We start from the raw sequence: 17,313 nt of genomic DNA on the forward strand, positions 1-17,313 counted from the left end.
AAACCTCCTGTCTGAAGGGTTGGGCTTCGAAAACCCGCAATCCTCTCAGACAAAAGGCAATCCTTGCTATGCCTGCCTACATGCCGCGACAGCGGCTTCGTTCAATCCCAAATCGATTCAAACTAACCCCATCTGCTCTAGCAGAGGCTCGGCACGAATCGATATTTGCAAGACTGAGCCGCCAGTTACGCTGTGTCACTGAGATATGGGTTCCTGTAAAATTGACGCTCCTCGCAAGGATGGCCATTTCACAGCTCAAGCCCGCGGTCCCCAAGCACCTGGCGCATCAAAGGGCCCTTGATCTCGCGGGCGATCTCCTCGCTAATCTGGGCTCCGAATTGCAACTCGGCATCGCTATCTCCGGTTAGCTGATGGTCGGCGAGCCGTTGCTCAAGGCGGCTCGGAAACTCCTCGTCCATCGCCTCCCTGAGCCGGCCCTCCATCTGTGCATGAGCTTGTGGGGCAATCCGACTCACCACCATCTCCCAGGGTTGCCAGCGAGTTGCCAGATAGTCGGCGAACCCCGTCGCCTCCTCGTTGCGCACCTGGATCTCGGCTGCGGCGAGGTCGTCTTCAGTGACGTGGGCAACATCAAAGAATCGCATATCCGGAGCGATGAGCTGTAGGTCCAGCCGCTCACGTAGCTTGACCTGATAGGCGAGATAGACCTCGACCTCGTCGACGAACCCGAGCGAGTCGACCTTCTGACGAGCGATCGGCTCGAGCGCGTTCAGGCGGAACAGGACCCGCGCCTGCTGGATGAGTTCGCCGAGCCGATCGTCATAGGCTCCGTCATCGACATCAGCGTTCAGACGTGCGGTCTGCATGCCGTTCCAGGTCAAGGTGACGCGATCCTGGCAGGTCTCGCTCGCCCCGTAGGCCAGCTCAAAAAACTGCCGCCGCAATTCCGGCCTGATCGCCGCCTGCCGTAGATCCTCGGCCACCGCCTCTCGGAATTCGGGATTGTCATAATTCACTGTCTTCTGCAGCTTGTCGAGGAAGAGCGCGTATTCCGCGGCCCCCTCCTCGTGGGCGAAGTTCTGCCAGACGGCGATCGCCTCCGGCTCGCCCTTCAACCAGTCCGCGACCGCATTGGACAGCGGCCGTTCCTGGTCCACCATCGTTCCTCCACCCATTGAAAAGAAGACCCGCGGGCCGGCATAGCTCGGCGCATTCAGGGCTGCCGCCAAATTCGTCCGCTCCTGCTCGGGCAGCGCATTATCCTCCACATAAACCATGCACCCAGACCCTAGCCGGGTCAGCAGGGTCTCTGGCAGGCTGGTGAGCCGATTGTTGCGTGCCTCGAGCACCTGGAGCTCGGTCGGGAGGTTCTCGGGCAAGCTCGACAGGCTGTTGCCGCTGACGTGGAGTCTCTGGAGCTCAGTCGGGAGGGTCTCGGGCAGGCTGTTCAGCCGGTTATCGCGAGCGAAGAGCAACAGGAGCTCGGCCGGGAGAGTGTCAGGCAGGCTGGTCAGTCGGTTGCCGTCGGCTTCGAGCTCTTTGAGTTCGGGCGGGAGAGTGTCGGGTAGACTAGCCAACCGATTGCTACCGAGGGCAAGCGACTGAAGTCCGGTCGGTAAGGTGTCGGGTAGGCGGGTCAACAGGTTGCCGCGGACATCGAGGTCCTGGAGCCCGGCCGGCAGATTGTCTGGCAGGCTGGTCAACCGATTGCTGCAGACGGCGAGTGTCGAAAGGCTCTCCGGAAGCGTTTCAGGCAGCCCGGTCAGCTGGTTGCTGCCGACCACCAGAGACTGGAGTCCGGTCGGGAGAGTGTCGGGCAGGTCGGTTAACCGGTTGTTGCTGGCGCCAAGCGTCCGGAGGCCGGACGGAAGGGTGTCAGGCAGGCGCACCAGCTCGTTGTCGCTGACGTTGAGCGACTGGAGCCCGGGCGGGAGGGCGGCAGGCAGTGTCGTCAGGCCCAGATCATACAGCTCCAGCCCTGCATAGACGTCGCCGGCCTCTGCCCAGGCTCTTATTCGTCTTACGGCCTCTTGGCGGTCTTCGTCTTGCGTCTGCCCCTCCTCGCCGGCCCAGGTGTCCAAGATGTGGTCGAGCCGCGATTGCCTGAGGACGGGGTCTTCAAGGTCCGTCGTACTGCCATCGCCCGGCCGGGGCTGTCGGCCGAGGATTGATACTCCGAGATCTTGCTGCCAAGGAATTGCCGCGGTCGTTGGCCACTCAGGCACCACATCACCGGGCTCCGCCCACCAATGCTCCTCCTGATCGAAACTTTGCGTCGGCCAATCGGCTGCATCCACACCGTGCCAACTATCCGTCAGACTGAAACTGCCGGCTGGCAACTGGCCACTCCGATCCGCGCCTGGAAAAAGCAGATCTTGATTGACGCCTTGTCCAGAGAAGGCGGGCGAATCCGAGGGCAACCGCGAGGTGCCTTGTCCGACGCGATCCCCGTGCGGCATTCTCAAAAAATCCACATCTCTGTTCGACACAACGTCGCGGTCGCTGAGGTTATTTGAATTCTGGGGCGGGCGCTCGTGCGGATGCAACTGGTTCAGGTGCTGCTGAAACCCCGCTGGGTAATCCTGCTGCTGTCCCAGCTCGTCGTCGTACGCCCGCTCGACATCTGGGACGGGGTGGAGGTGGTTGAACGCATCCATCCGATTCTCCTGACAAATCTGAGCAGCTAACGTCGAACCTAGATAAACACGTTCTTGCTACAAGGCTTAGCTTTCGAGAAGCTGACGAGGAATCTGAATGATTATAACTGCCTTGTTAGGTGTTTGGTCCCGGCATTTGCTGGAGCGGATTGGATTTGAATCGTTCTGCTCGGAAGTCCAGCATTTGCAGATGTGCTCGTAAGGCGTGAGGGCCTTCAGGGTCTTTAGCCTCCGTGCATAGTTGTAGGCGATGAAGTCGGCGAGATGAGAGCTTCGAGCTGATCGTGTCGATGATAATGATAGCTTTGGACGGTCGCTTGCGGAGCCGGCATTATTGACCTGCACACTACTGCCGCGCGAAGTCACCATTACGGCTGTCATTACGCGTGCAATGGTTGGAAGCCGATCGACAAAAGACTTCATGGCGTACTTGCGATGGAAGCCCCGTGACGGTGGCGAAGCCTTCCAGAATTCGCATATTCTCCGCGAGGTCTGACGATCTGTAAGGCTCGCCAACAACTCTTTGTCAGCATCTCGTGCGTCGACATCCAAAGCCGCCTCATCGCTGTCCCTACTCCGTCCCTTTCGGGGGAAGCAAATTACGTGGAGCAAAGACGCAATCTTCTGGAACATTTTTCGGCGAGGCACCCAGATTGGGGCGCCATGAATGGACAGCAGGTTCACAAGTCCCGCAAGCTACGATGGTTTGCGAGAGCCTCTTGATTGATTTGGCTGCCCGACAAGGAGCGGGGTGGCACTCCGAGCACGAGCTGGGAGAGATAAGGAATGTCGCGCACGGCCCACCGAACCGTTAGCGCGACAGCAACAATCATTGTCCCGAGAAATGCAGCAGCGGCCGACCTCATCGTGGCGTCCCAAGATTCTCCATACTGCATCGAATCCATGAGACGGAATACCGTACCCTGGACCAAGTACAGCACCAGCGTGCTGGGTCCCAGTTTCGCGGCGATAAAGCGGACCACCCGATTTGAACGACCAATATTCCAGGATCGAAGCAGGACCTTAATCATCACCGCTGAGACAGCTGCGGAGCCAAGAAACATCAGAAGCACATTTTTTGCCGACCGCAAATCCTGGACCAAAGCGAGATTGTTGTAGACATAAGTGTCCTTGCTCCAGATCGCAAAGCACATCATAGCCGCAATTGTGACGGACATAGCCAAGAACGGCCTGTGAGAGCGCATCATGCTCGTCCACCGTTCTCTCGACATTGCAAATGAGAACCCCAGGCAGAAAAACGGGTACGTATACTTTATGAGAGGGAATATGGAAAAGGTCAGAGGTGCAAGGACCACCAGAACGACCGATACGAACAAGGCCCATGGTGACGAATGATTGCAGATCGAAATAGTCTTAGCGAGAAGAAAACAAATGAACGCGGCCCAGACGAACCAGTAGGTGCCGGCGAAATCATTCAGGAACTGCAAAACGTTGTCTGGTGCGCTCGCCAGTCGGGGAAACATGGCCAACTTTAATGTCGCCAGGAGAGAGAACCAAAACAGCATAGGCACCAGGAGCTGCATCGCACGATCGCCCATGGCTTGCATGAAGGACTTTTCCAGCAGCGCTCGGCAGGAAAGATAACCGCTTATTCCCATAAAGAGGGGCATGTGGAACATGTAGATCCATTTGAAAATTGCCGAATCCCAAAACCCTTCATTTTGATAGAGGATATATTGGATCAGGTGACCGACGATCACTAAAATGATGAGCACTCCTTTGGTGAAGTCCAAAGCGAGATCGCGATCGTGGGCTGTCTCAGGCATAATCTTTGCTGTTACATGATGTATCAACAACTCGGCACACTTTTCCGATCAGCCGAATCCACAGCTCGCCACAAATCCTGTCCGACGACGGCGGAGACAATTGCCACGGAGAGTCTGCACTCCAATAGCTGACTTTGCGATAAATACCGAAAGGAAAAGGGCGAAACGAGCTATATGATGGTTTATCGATTTCTTTCCCACCAACCTAGCTTCAATCGCTTCCCAGATCCGGCGGGCACTTTGCACCATGCACCGAGCGGAAGAGGTGTTGGCAAGGCATCGCAAGGAGACTTTCCATAGCGCAGGGCATGAACCGAATCCGTCATTTCGGCACTGCGCAGTTCCGTGCGGGCGAGTGAATAAGTTTTACCCTGCAGATACCTGATCTAGTGATTGCTTCCGTGGATGCTCGCTGTCGAGCTCGCTTGGCTGGGGATACCGTGGTGAATGATGGGCGAGCGTTGACCGGGCGTTTCTGATTCGCGCCTGCCGGCGGAACCTCCAAATTATTGCGATCCAACGGGCAAAAACTCAGCCGTGTTGGCTGGGTTTGCGGTGATGGTGAGGGTACCCACCGAATCCGTTATTGGCCTTCGCCACAATGCGCGTTGCCGGGCGCGGAAGTTCCCGGGCGAAGAAAGTGCGGCATGCGATTGCTGATCACATTTGACCATGCAAACCAGCCAGTGGCCTGCCGCAAACTAATTGTCGGGCGCAGCTAAAACCATCCACCATGCGTCAATCTCATCTCGTCAGCTCGATCCATCGCCAATTGTCCAACGTGTTCGGTTAAGCCGATATCGTTTCTCAACCAGGACCGTGAGGGAAATCGCTCGAATCTGCGACGCCCGGGCAAGGTCGAGCGGCGCAGCCAGATGGCGATCATCCCGCCGAGCCTGCTGCCGTTTCGTGTGCGCCGCTTATCCACGCAAACGCCGTTCCTCGCGGCTGACAAACCGTCCCCGGATGCTTTGTCGTCTCCGGGGAGAATGTCTTCTCGTTGCCTAAAACCCCCTTCAGTCATCAATGAGCCTTATGCGTTGATCTCGCTATGCGGCACGAGCTGGATCGGAAACAATCAACCTAACGCATGTTCTGGTGCCCATTCATGCAAAGAGCGGCCTAGCGTGTGTTGAATCCTGCATCGAGGTGCGGTTCTTCGGCGGATCTTTCATGAAGGCCCGACTCAGTATCAATCCTCGTCCAATGGCGACGGGCGCCCTGAAGACAGGTTCCATTGCTGCCGTTGACCGCCACGTCCAGCTTGCCGACGTTGCAGCAAGGTGATGCCCACCCTTGGCACCGCCGTTGGGCGCACGCGAGCATGGCTTCCAACATGGCGGCCTGACGCTCCAGCGCAACACGCTCCTGGGGCTTGAGGGGCGGCGTCGGACGCCTCGCTCGAGCAGTACTACGGATCCCAAACGGCTGATCACTGACAAATGTTTCAGGCGGGCAGCGATCCAAACAGCGCCGACGATGGCAGCCCACTTTCATCCATGTCGGAGGCGAGGCTGGTCAGGACGATCCTTTGCCCAAGTACTCCGCCGTCCTTCCAACAAATGAACAATTCCTGGCAGGACACATCGAAGTTCAGAGTCGCGAACTGAAGTTTACGCAGTTTTGAGGTGCCTTAGACGCCGGGAGGGCTCGGTAGGCCTTTCGGGTGTAGCCGATTCTTCCGAAGTTATGTCTATGGGACGCGCCCTTGCCAAAGTCCGCCGCGAAAGCGGTGCCGCAAGAGCAGCCGCCCGAACACTTCTTGGGCAATTGGGATTTCCACCAATGGCGATTCCGAAGACGCAATCTGGTGTTCCGATCTGGCCGACGGGCGTGGTCGGATCTTGGGCGCACCACGATATGGTCGCGGCCGCCGCTATTGCAAGAACGAGAAAGATTGCAGCTCTCGGCATCGATATCGAGCCGAATGAACCTCTGCCGGAAAACCTGATCGCATTGATTGCCACTGCTAGCGAGCGACGGATGTACGATCTACACACGCTCAAGCGGCGCGATGTCTTCGTTTTGAAAGAGGCGGTGTATAAGGCGTGTTTTCCGATGGATCGCGAGTTTCTTCAGTTCCAGGACGTGGAGATTGACATCTTTGCGCGATCAGGACACGTGTCCAAGGCAAATCGCACGTTTTCACTCGAGTTAATTATTTCCAAGAATGTAATCGGGGTGGCGTATTCGCGGCCGAATGAAGTGGACGTGCCGCTCCAAAATCAGGCCGGCACCCGAAAGCAATCGATACTAACTCCTTCGCGCGTTTCTTTTCGGTCGAAGGAAAACCGCGCAGGCGGCTAGCACTAGCTCCAGTGTGTGTAGCCCTTCGCTCCGACTTGTCCCGTAGGTGTTTCTAGCCGTTCGGCTAAGTGTATCGCACCCACGATGCCCATTCTTTGAGCGAGCTTTCGATCGCTGTATCGCGGCTCTTGGCGTTCGTAGCCGTGTGCTCTCATAGAGCTGTTTGGCCCACAGGTCTTCCGCATGGCGGATCAGAATGGGTGAATTCCCCGGTCTGGGAACCGACATCATCCGCCTTGTTATCGATCTTTTCGAGAAATCTGAGAGCCCGTTGGTATTCGATCTCGCACCACGCAAGCTCGAATGGTTCCATTAGTATCTCTATCCACATTTCGGCAAAGGCTGCCATCCCGACGAAAAATAGAATTCGCGACCTCCTATCAGCCATCAGTCGACGAAACCGGCGAAGACGAATGAGTTGTCGCTGTAGCCAGCCGCACATGCAGCTAAGATGATCGTGATCATCGGCTCAATCGAACCTTGGTAAAGATTCGGCACCTCCAGTGGAGCACCTGACGATACGAAAGTTTATGGCGGATGTTCGCCTGGCTACAACGGCTGCCCGAGCAGCAAAATAATCCGACGGCTTCGTAGAGGGCGTTCGCGTAGTGAGATCGCGGCGACATGCCCGCTATCTTGGCCTCAAGGCGAGGTCGTTAGGAGCGGGGTCAGTATATCAAGCGCAATGATAGGGATTGCTTCAGGCTCCGAGGCCTTCGCGCTATGGACATTGAACGATATCGAGAGCGGAAAATCGAGGTCACTTTCTCGATCGTCGGCTCGCCATTGTGCCGACAGGCCGTTCGGCGGTTGAATGATCTACCGTCTGATCCGTTCGATTTCTTATCTTGAGAGCCAAAGCCGTCGTTGTTCACAAAACCATACGATACAGCGGTAATGTCGGTGATGTTCCCCCACGATGATGATTTATCAGGACGGGACCGGACAGATCTGTCGGTGAATAGCAAGCGCCAATTCAGCTACGCAGCATTAGAGATGCTTGTAAAAGAAGGTCGCCGAGCGATATGTCCGTCAGGGGCGAGCACACACCCGGGTATGACACCCACCCGCTGCCATCCCTCGCTGGCGTAAAGACGCTCGGCAGCAGAACCTGTGGCAGTGCTGAGCGTTAACAACGTCTTTCCCTCCTTTCGTGCTAAATCGCTGACAGCCGAGATGAGCCGGCGCCCGATGCCGCGGCGGCGTGCGTTTGTGTCAACCAGGACTTTGACGACTCGGGCGCTATGCAATTGGGTTCTCAGACGCGGCAGGTATCATCTGGGTCGTGCCAACAATCTGACCTGCGCCATCTTCCGCAGCTAGTCACACGCATCCATTGCAAATGACCGCGTCTGCGACGCTACGCCAGTACATCAGCGCAAGTCGTCGAGTTGGCGGTGGCAGAAAGCTGACCGATTCGCGGTGGGCGACGCAGTCAACGAGGATGTGGCGAGACGCTCAAAACGCTTATCCACTTCGTGGGCGCCGATGCGGCGTACCTGGATATCGTCTGTCATCTGTCGGACAGAGCGAGCCGATCGCCCCGGCTGAATCGGACGGTGAGTTCATTGCCACTGCCATGGCAATAGCGAGTTTCCATAGAGCGACATACTCTTGAAGGCAAAAAATGGTCACGTGCCGCGTCGCCCAAGCCAACCGAAGCTGGCAAAGGACTGTGGAGGACTACTCCGCCAAGCTGCAACGCTCAGCTGGACCTGAGGCGCGCTCCGCATCACGATCCAAATTTAGCGCAGAGCTCCGCAGCACGAAACAAATTCAACGCGGAGATGAGAGCCTTGTCGTGCGGGAACAGCCTCCGAGCGGACTTGACCCGCGCGTCATGGTCCAGTCCAGATATCGTCTGGCCCTCTAAAAGAAGCGCCTCGGAGAATCTACGAAGAGCAGGGTGATACGGGTCAAGGGCGGCCTCACCGCGCCCATTGGCACGAGTCATCATTTCAATGAAACTCTCGTCGTTCTCTGAGGGGCCTGGGCGATCGCACGGCGAGCGTCGGGCTCGCAGCAATCGCGAAGATTGCTCAACGGCGCCTTCATCCTTCGGCTATTAGAATCCGCTGACGTGACCGATAGGATTGCCGATTGCGCAGGTCAAACGCTCGACGTCGAAAGCGGAGAACATGCCCGCAATCGGTCAAGTTCGGTAGTATGCAGGCTTAATGTGCGCCTTTTAATGAGTCCGAGCCGCCGCATTATTCGTCGCATCATCAATTCGGCGCCGGTCTTCTTCAGACTGATGAGGGCATGTACCGCTGCCGGCTGGGAGCGCCGTCGCCAAGGACGGCTCAAACGCCTGGTGCCTCGCCGACCCTCTTGCTGCTCTTCCGAGGTGGCATGCTGCACCTGCGACCAAACTGTTACGTTGGATGGGTCACAATTGTGCGGGTCCACGTAGCCTCACGTCCAAGATCACCTGAACGGACATCCTACCAGAGCAAGCTTTCGAAAAGCTGACGAAGCCCCCTCGGCATGGTGTCGAGCCGAGCGCGCCTAACTGACTTTGGATCGTCGATATTCTGAAGGTGAGCCGCGTGACGCCTCCGGATGGTCAGCAGTGCCTGCCTTCCGGCAGTAGCAGTAGGTGGGCAATCACCGTAGTTTCCCGGAATCCAACAATGTTGTTGTAAACTCTAATGTCGCCTTGCCGGGGCTAGATTTCAGCACGGACCGATATTCAAACCGGCAAGGGGCCGCTCGCGTGAGGCGGCCCCTTTCGATTCCGGTGGCCTGTTTTGTTCCCGCAAGTGGCCTATTTCGGCCAGTACCGGATAGGGGGGCTGCCGGTGCTGCCGAGCAGCAGCATCAGCACGCCGATCGGGACAAGAGGGCACCGCAGCGGGCGAGCGGGCCTCGTCGACATGTCGACGAAGCCGCTATCACGGCTTCGACCGCTCGGAGCCAGTGCCGGTCTGAAAGTACCAGTACTTGCGCTGATTGACAGTCTTGGAGGTGAAGGCGCCGTCTTCCGCGAATGTTTCCTGGAAGGCCGCGTTGGCGGTGCGCTCGAGGAGCTCGGCATAGGTCGTCTGGGAAACCAGGGAAGGGGCCGGCATGGTCGTCTGCCAGAATTATACTCAGTCTGCGGAGTGAGTATAAGAGGCATGGAACTCACTGCCAGCGATTTATACTGACGTTGCAGAATGAGTATAAACCGTGGTTCCGCGTGCAGTTCGGGCCAGCCTGACTCGCCGGCGGAAAGTGCTCGCCCCGAAGCGCACGGCGCACTTCGCGATGACAAGGGAGAGTCTTGGTGCCCTCGGCGCGCGACCGACCGTGCTCGTCGGCATGATGGGAGCAGGGAAATCCAGTCTTGGCCGTGCGCTCGCCAGGCGATTGGAGTCGAGGTTTATCGATTCCGATAAGCAGATCGAGGCAAAGACCGGCAAGTCTACAATCCGAATCTTCGCTGAGGTCCGCGAGGCGCATTTCAGGAATCTTGAGGCGAATGAGATCAAGCGCGCGCTCGAGCAAGGCCCGCCGTACTCGGGTGGCGGAGCATTCATGATCGATGACGTCCGGCATCATAGCGGCCGGAAAGCGATTTCGATCTGGCTCAATACCAACGAGGACGTGATCAGGCCGAACCTGAAGCACAACATCAAGTGTCCCAAGCTGCGAACCTCCGATCAAGACCGGACCATCTCGGACCTGATGCAGGCGCACAATTCTATCTATCGGCTTACCTATCTCACGATCGCCCCGCAGCACCGGCGGGATCTCAAGAGTGCGGATGCTTGCATGACGGCGCTACACGCCTATCTGTGCGACACAGGGCAGGGGACTGGGCAGGCCGGCTTATTCCAGGAGCTTCCTGATGCGCCGGGCTCTCAAAATGCGGAGCCCCGAGTATGATCGTGGAGCAGGTACAGGCCGTCGCCTCATCATCAGCAAGGGTTCAATCGTCAGGCATCCACGCCAGCCCCGAGGCTCCGGTTGATCTGCCCTCCACATCGCACCTATTGCATGATGGGACTTTATCGCCGCCCCTCGACCAAAGTTCCGGATGCTCGCAGGCAGGCCTTGGAGTCCACGGCCTCGCTGCGGGGACGCAGGCTCGTGCTCGGCACCGAGGAATGGCTGGGCGACGAGCATATACCGCGGATTATGCGTTGCTGGAGCAAGAACTGCAGAGGGCGAACCTTGGTCCGGCAACGCAGATCCGGCTCGTGCCGCCGACGCCAGCTCAACTGTTGCGGTTGGCGGGGAACAGGAACGACGTCGAAGAAACGCTCGGGGGGAATCGTCCGGGACCACAATGGTAACGAGGCGAATTTTTTGTAGCTGCCGGTGAACGATGGCGAAGCTGGTCAGGAAGGCTCCCATTGGTCCCGATCTGCGTCGCTGCGGTCAGTCAGTCGCCTTGTCGTTCTTCAGGCCGTCAAGGTCGAAATCCTTGGGCAAGCGATGCGATTTCGAGCGTCGGGCTCGATTCACCGGTGGAGCTATGGCGAGGGCATTGAGACGTTGCGCTGGGCGAACTCCCTGGGAGCGCGGCCCCAGTTCACGTGCTGCCCATGATATTCGTCAATATACGTGCGCCAGCGAGCCGCCTCTCGGAAGGGGAGGCCGTGCAATCTTATGAAGGCGCCATGCATGGCTGCTCTGACCGACCTGTCAGGCTCTGCGAAGAAACACCTCCTGCTCCAGGCCTGGCGGTCCAATGCTGGCTATGTAGTCCAATCCGCGGATGGTCAATGTTGTCTCCGGCCGAATTTCGTTCGGGAGCACACCATGCAGCCGCATTCCTTCCTTAAAATCTTCGCTCGCCCACTGCTCACCATGCTCCCATCCTTGCGGAAGATACAACTCGAGTGCTGGCACCATAGGTTGCGATTGCGCCGGCTGGAACGCCGCGTCGGCCGTTGAATTCTCAAGATCCCATGACGACATCGAACTTAGCTGATTAACGCTGTCCGCCGGCGAATGGCCAGCGAACGCGAACATCTGCAGAAGCTCGGCAGTATCCAGGCTTTGGGTCGGCAGCCGCCCGGCTTGCTCGGCCTCGAGCCAAATGCTGTCGGGATCGACGTTCTGGTGCAGCGAGGGAACGGTCGCGTCGGGCTGATCGACGCTGTCCGTCGGCGAATGGCCGCCTGAAGCGATCATCTCCAGGAGCTTCGCCGTATCCAGACTCTCAGTGGGCAACAAGCCAGCCTGCTCCGCGCCCGACCAGATGTCCCCAGGATCGACAGCGTCCGACAGCCGGGGACCAACCGGATCCGGCTGAGTGACTTCGTCTTCTGGCGAATGGCCAGGAGAAGCGAGCATCCCCATAAGCTCTGCGGTATCGAGACTTTCGGTTGGCAGCTGATCAACCGGAGCCATACCGTCCTGACGCTCCGCCAAATTGTCGATCGTCTGCGAGAATGTCGGTTCGTCATCCAGGAGCCGCCGAAGCTCCTCCGGGTCGACACTTAAGATCGGCGAGCAGGCCAGAACATCATCTGCCAGCGCAGCTCCGTCCGTACCGGAAGTGCGCTCGGCATTGCGATATTCACGGATCATGCCGAGCCCGCGGATGAGGCTCTTATTGCTGGGAAACAGCTTATTTGCAAGCTCGAGAAGTGCGATGTGGTCTAGCTGATCAATCTCGAGGCTGCGGGCGGCGAGGGCCCCTGCAAACTTGACGAGATTCTTGACGGAGGCTTCGACGGCTTTCCTGGGGCGTTTACTGACGGCAGCCGCGTCCTCGATGAGACTCTTGTCTTTCGCGGAGGGAGGATAATCGAGTGGGGTGCGCCTTTCCAGGATAGCTGGGTCACGATACTCGAGAAGCACCTCAAGCGCGGAGCTTATCTGCTTGTCGCCCTCGTGTGCTGCCTTGGCATGCGCAAGAAGCGCATGATGATCCAGCGCTGCAATTGTCAGTCCGCGGGCTTTTAGAGATTTCGCCAGCCTGTGAAAAGCCTTGTAATATATCTCGATTCTGTTGGGTATCCACGTCCGACGCGCGGCAGCTGCCTGGACGGCGCCGTCGATCAGGCTTTCATCCTCTTCGGAGAGAAAGTCTTGCCGCACGTGATCAGGATCACGATACTTTCGCAGCGCGCTCAATGCCGAAAGCAAACTCGCGGGCTCACCAAGAGACACTCTCGCGTGCGAGACCAAGGCCTCGTGATCGAGCCCGCCAATTGTCTTGCCCTGAGTGCCGAGATCATTTCCCAGGATACGAAGCGATCGGCCGTATTCGTAGATGGTACTTTTCTGCAGACCACCGCCGACAAAGCGGGTGAAGTTGTCGATGAGAGTACGGTCGGTCTCGGACAGGTGCGGATAGATATCCGCCGAAGGCACGGCGGCGTTGACGGGAGAAGGCTCTTTTACGGAGGGAACAACATAGCGCCGGCGCGGGCCGTCAGGTGCATTGGTATTTCGATACCTATGAAGCGCTGTTAACGCAGGCCCCATTGCTTTGTCACGCGCCATGAACTTGGCAGCGTGCGCTACCAGAGCGTCGTGGTCCAGTGCAGCAATCGTTTTGCCACGAGACCTCAGATCTTTTTGCAGTTTGAAAAGTGCCTCAGTATATCCCCGCGCAGTGCGTTGGCTTAGATTCCGGCGCGTCCGCTCTGCCTGGACCGCGCGCTCGATGACGCTTTGGATATTCGCAGCCGGCTCGGGAGGCGGGGTCTGGCGTACAGCCTCGGTCGCCTCGTGAGGCTCGCCGGCATTTGCCAATTGCCGCTCGAAGGCCTCCTGCGACGCCTCGCCTTCCTCACGATGTTCCGCGGCGGCCTGTTGTACCTGCATCAAAGCTGCCGGACTGGATGGGAAAGGATTATCCACGCTCACCTCACTCCGCAGATGGTGGCAGAACAGCTACGCCGGCAAGCTTGCGAGAAGCTGACGGCGCCTTCTGCCCGGCCACAAAAAGTGGCGTACCGATCCTTGTACTTGGTTTTCGTGGACGGGGTGCTGCAATCACCAGCGCCAGCACATTAGATCGCGCGATCTGCGGCCCGGGTGTCCTCAATGCCGCGGAGGCAGCGGCGCATCGTATTCGCCGCGGATGGATTTTCGTCGACCGCAAGCGCCTGCCGAGAAACCCACTATCTGCTTTGCTGCACGTGAACCGTTGTAGAGTTGTCACAACTAAACTTAGGTTGGCATGGTAAAAGTGTCGTGGGAGGTTATCTTGATCAAAGATCCGCAGAGCGACGACGCTTGAAACGATGAGCGCCTCAGTGAAGAAAAAGAGAAATCATGTGAGGCAAACAATGTCGCTGCAGGACCGCCTGGCTGCGTTTGCAAGGAATCTTGTGGAAATGGCGGCGAGCATGCCAGAAGGCGCGGAGCGGGATAGTCTGCTCAGGCGAGCCCGCACCGCGGAAATTGCAGCTGACATTGACGATTGGGTCTCCTCGGCTGGGCTTCAGCCGCCGACGCCATAGGGTCCGGAGCCTCTCCTCCCTCGAGGGCCCTGTGTCCAGCTCGGGCTCCTCTACGTCAGGCGCAACGTTTGCTGGGCTCTGATCCCTGAAGCCAACTTGACCGAAGGGCAGGGTGAGAGCCAGCTGCCCGTATCCGAAGAGAATGAGGAACCGCCCCATGGCGCTCCCCAGATTGCAGAGCCTGTTCTTCACGCGCATCTTCTGGTCGCGCTGGAGCTTCGGCTCATGGTTGGCCCACCGCTCGAGCTGAAGCCTGGCTCATGGCTGCTACGGGAGGTCTGTTCGCCAAAAGACGCAAGCGTATCACGAGGAGGGCTGCGTAAACGGCTTTGCCGATGGACAAGCCGATCCAGATACCGAGGGCACCGAGGCCAGTTTTCAAGCCGAGCACGTAGCTGACGGAAAGACCGATCAGTCAGTAAGCGATGCCTGCGAAAAACAGCGGCACGCGCGTGTCCCCTAAGCCGCGCAGGCCACCGGCTGCAATGCTCTGAAGTGCATCAGTAATGAAGAAGCTCACTCCGACGAGGATGAGAGCTGCAGTCAGCTTGATCGTGGCGTCCGCATTGCTGGCTGACTGGTCGACGAACAGCTCGGCGACTTCAAAGCGCGTGCCGACCACCGCAATCGTAGCGATCGCCGCGATCAGGACTCCAAGCACCATGGCGGCGAAACCAGCCTCTCTGATACCTGATACATCGTTGCGGCCGAGTGCGTGTCCGATGCGCACGCTCACCGCCATTCCGATGCAAAACGGGATCATGAACAGGGCGGCTGCAACTTGGAATGCGATCTGATGGGCGGCAACCGCTGTGGTGCTGATCGCACCCATCAGGAGCGCCGTCGCAGAGAAAAGGCCCGATTCCATGAAAATCGTGACCGAAATCGGCGTGCCGACCACAAGGAACTCGCGCATCAATTGCCAATCGAACCGCCAAAGATATCGGAGCACCTGGTAGTCGCGAAAAGGACGACAGCATGCAACGAACCAAATACCGGCCAGAAAGGTCCCACTGTTCACCAGGCTCGTCGCAAGGCCGGCTCCGAACAAGTCAAGCTGCGGCAAGCCGAATTTGCCGGTGATCAACAGATAGGCCAGCAGTGCGTTGGTCGGAATGGCCGCGAGCGTGATCCACAAGGCCGGTGCCGGGCGATCGACCGCTGCCATGAAACTGCGGATCGCCAAAAACCACAGCGCCGGCAAGATACCCCAGGTGAGCCCAAGCTGATATTGCTGAGCTAAGCGCGCGATAGCTGGCTCGTGGCCAAGCGCAAGCACGATTTGTTCGCCTCGCACCGGCAAAATCACGATCGGCGCCCATAGAACGAGTGCAATCCATAGCCCCATGCGCAGCGATCTCCGTACTAGGGCTGGGTTTGCCGCGCCACGTGCTTGCGCCGCGAGCGGCCCTACTGCCGAGATCACGCGGGCTGCGAAGGTCAGGCCAACCGATGAGATCATACCGGCGAGCGCGGCAGCCGCGAGGGCCTCGGTGCCGATGTGGCCGATCCAGGCCAGATCCGTCGCCATCATCGCGATCTGTGCAAGCTGCGTGAGTGCGATCGGGGTCGCGAGTGTCGCTGTTGCGGCGAGTTCGCCACTGAGGTGGTGGCAAGCCTCCCATTTGGCCAATCTGTGAGGTCATGACGATCGGTGCGTGGCGTCCCCAGTCTTTCTCATCGAATGCCGCCGCTCCGGATTGCGCGTTTCAGCCAATCGACCCGCTGATGCGAAATTCGCGCGATCACGGCCGCGTCATCGGCACTCTCATTGTTGATAGCATATTCTCAATCAATGACGCCCCGCTCAAAAATGGTGAGAGCATTTTGGCCAGGAAGGCAGTCGCTGTTCTGAGCGTTGTGCTTGCGACGTCGACTGTCTCGCTTCAGACGCCGCTTGTCTCAACCGCAACGACAGAACGTTTGCAGCGAGTGAATGCCGCGAGATGCGCATCATTCCCCAATAGAAAACTGTCAAGCGAATTTGGCATGTGGGTTGCTTGGAAGATGCGAGAAGATCATGCGGCCATGATGTTTCTCGAGCAACACATTCGGGTTTTCAGATGGATCGGTTAGTGTCAGAAGTCTCTGCAGGTGCGCTCTACAGCGCGCGCTCCTGCATGGCGACGTTTGTTACCTTCAGGTCGCGTTCCGAACGGTCGCCATCCACCCCCTCCAATGAGCCCGGCTTGAGCTCTTCTATCGGTCATCTCGGGCGAGCAGCCGTTCACTTGAAGCTGAGCGACAACGACACATCGCGGCTTGCGCTGGCAGATGATTGAGCCGATGCAGGATGATCGGGATCCTGAGCAATTATTCAAGCAACGGGACGAGCTTAGGGTCAAGTTGCTTCGTGCCCAATCGGTCATAACCGAATGTAAGGCAGAATTGGCGGAGCTTGAGCGTAGGCTTGACTGTCTATCAGTGTCGGCGCCAACCGATGAACGCCAGCAGAGATCTGCGGCAGACACTGCAGCGCGTCAGGCGCGGCCGCGCAAATCTTGGAGCGTCAATGATCCTGTCGACCCGCTGGCTGCCACGTTCACGAGTCGATCCTGGGACCGTTAGATGCAACGGACGTTCGTGAACCCGGAGGCTCAAAGCCTCCAATATCTATCGTGTTGCGAACCGACTGCCGAATGGATGTCAAGATGCGGCTCTTCTGTCGGCTTCGCTTTTTGTTGTTCGCGGTGCTTTGGCCGGCGGACGCGCTTTTGATTGGTCACGCTGACAGAGGACGTATCGTCCGCGGTTCCGATGGGACACCATGTTTCCGGATAGGGCGCTCACGCGGAGGTGTTCAATCTCTTTGTTAGAGCGCTAAAGCCAGAGTGCTTAATCGGCCGTGATCGCTCGCCAAGATCAAGGCACGTCACGCCCCCGTGATCGGGGAAGCTGACCAGCCTCATTTGGCTCCGCCTGGATGTTGATGAGAGTTGTTTGGACAATGTTCCTCAGGGTCCTTGAGCGGGGACTGATAATGGCAATCACCTGAACTCGCGGATGCTAAAAAGAGGGGTCGAGGAACGTCGAAAGCCATATGCGGACAGCGATTTCGTCAGCTTCTCGAAAGCTTGTACGAATACGAACTAACGTGGATAGGCTGCGAGGTGAGGTTTGTGCGTGGACTCGCATGATTTCGACGCTCTGGTTCTGCAGTTTCAGCACCGATACAGAACGCCGATCTGGAAG

9 protein-coding genes and 1 pseudogene are annotated in these 17,313 nt (G+C 58.1%); 3 read left to right on the plus strand and 7 right to left on the minus strand.

Annotation, left to right across the window (positions count from 1 at the left end; translation table 11 throughout):
* Positions 1-248 precede the first annotated feature (248 nt).
* The 3 genes and pseudogenes from CK489_RS12625 to nolL form a co-directional block, all read right to left on the minus strand.
* Positions 249-2,618 (minus strand): NEL-type E3 ubiquitin ligase domain-containing protein, encoded by a 2,370-nt coding sequence (locus CK489_RS12625; protein WP_244522135.1) that lies wholly within the window; start codon positions 2,616-2,618, stop codon positions 249-251.
* 115 nt (positions 2,619-2,733) lie between these two features.
* Positions 2,734-2,935, minus strand: a pseudogene (locus CK489_RS12630) (IS481 family transposase); the annotation flags it as partial.
* Positions 2,936-3,298: 363 nt separating this feature from the next.
* Positions 3,299-4,405, minus strand: coding sequence for a nodulation factor fucose acetyltransferase NolL (gene nolL / locus CK489_RS12635; protein ID WP_095732552.1), 1,107 nt, complete (start codon positions 4,403-4,405; stop codon positions 3,299-3,301).
* Between the two features lie 1,695 nt (positions 4,406-6,100).
* Between nolL and CK489_RS12640 the strand changes: the two genes are divergently transcribed.
* Positions 6,101-6,712: a 4'-phosphopantetheinyl transferase family protein gene (locus CK489_RS12640; protein WP_245350344.1), complete on the plus strand. Its 612-nt coding sequence runs from the start codon at positions 6,101-6,103 to the stop codon at positions 6,710-6,712.
* 980 nt (positions 6,713-7,692) lie between these two features.
* Here the strand turns inward: CK489_RS12640 and CK489_RS42195 are convergent.
* Together CK489_RS42195 and CK489_RS41285 are read right to left on the minus strand one after the other, a co-directional pair.
* The gene (locus CK489_RS42195) at positions 7,693-7,962 is read right to left on the minus strand and encodes a GNAT family N-acetyltransferase (protein ID WP_245350345.1); all 270 of its coding nucleotides are present in this window, start codon (positions 7,960-7,962) and stop codon (positions 7,693-7,695) included.
* A 1,644-nt stretch (positions 7,963-9,606) separates the two neighbouring features.
* The gene (locus CK489_RS41285; RefSeq protein WP_157860868.1) at positions 9,607-9,783 is read right to left on the minus strand and encodes a hypothetical protein; all 177 of its coding nucleotides are present in this window, start codon (positions 9,781-9,783) and stop codon (positions 9,607-9,609) included.
* A 100-nt stretch (positions 9,784-9,883) separates the two neighbouring features.
* Here CK489_RS41285 and CK489_RS12660 point away from each other — a divergent pair, with 100 nt between their 5' ends.
* The gene (locus CK489_RS12660) at positions 9,884-10,582 is read left to right on the plus strand and encodes a shikimate kinase (RefSeq protein ID WP_244485965.1); all 699 of its coding nucleotides are present in this window, start codon (positions 9,884-9,886) and stop codon (positions 10,580-10,582) included.
* A gap of 762 nt (positions 10,583-11,344) precedes the next feature.
* Here CK489_RS12660 and CK489_RS12665 read toward each other — a convergent pair.
* Together CK489_RS12665 and CK489_RS12675 are read right to left on the minus strand one after the other, a co-directional pair.
* Positions 11,345-13,516: a hypothetical protein gene (locus tag CK489_RS12665; protein ID WP_143278132.1), complete on the minus strand. Its 2,172-nt coding sequence runs from the start codon at positions 13,514-13,516 to the stop codon at positions 11,345-11,347.
* A 1,020-nt stretch (positions 13,517-14,536) separates the two neighbouring features.
* Positions 14,537-15,754 carry an MATE family efflux transporter gene (locus tag CK489_RS12675; protein WP_349626927.1) on the minus strand — a complete coding sequence of 406 codons (1,218 nt, stop codon included), beginning with the start codon at positions 15,752-15,754 and terminating at the stop codon, positions 14,537-14,539.
* A gap of 11 nt (positions 15,755-15,765) precedes the next feature.
* Here CK489_RS12675 and CK489_RS12680 point away from each other — a divergent pair, with 11 nt between their 5' ends.
* Positions 15,766-16,197 (plus strand): hypothetical protein, encoded by a 432-nt coding sequence (locus tag CK489_RS12680; protein ID WP_143278133.1) that lies wholly within the window; start codon positions 15,766-15,768, stop codon positions 16,195-16,197.
* Positions 16,198-17,313: the final 1,116 nt, after the last annotated feature.

The sequence above is a fragment of the Bradyrhizobium sp. UFLA03-84 genome, assembly GCF_002289535.1.
In the GTDB taxonomy this organism is placed as follows: Bacteria; Pseudomonadota; Alphaproteobacteria; order Rhizobiales; family Xanthobacteraceae; genus Bradyrhizobium; species Bradyrhizobium viridifuturi.

Coding starts and splice junctions, on each gene's coding strand:
- CK489_RS12625 (WP_244522135.1), bottom strand. CDS start 2,618: ATGGATGCGTTCAACCACCTCCACCCCGTCCCAGATGTCGAGCGGGCG.
- nolL (WP_095732552.1), bottom strand. CDS start 4,405: ATGCCTGAGACAGCCCACGATCGCGATCTCGCTTTGGACTTCACCAAA.
- CK489_RS12640 (WP_245350344.1), top strand. CDS start 6,101: ATGGGACGCGCCCTTGCCAAAGTCCGCCGCGAAAGCGGTGCCGCAAGA.
- CK489_RS41285 (WP_157860868.1), bottom strand. CDS start 9,783: ATGCCGGCCCCTTCCCTGGTTTCCCAGACGACCTATGCCGAGCTCCTC.
- CK489_RS12680 (WP_143278133.1), top strand. CDS start 15,766: ATGACGATCGGTGCGTGGCGTCCCCAGTCTTTCTCATCGAATGCCGCC.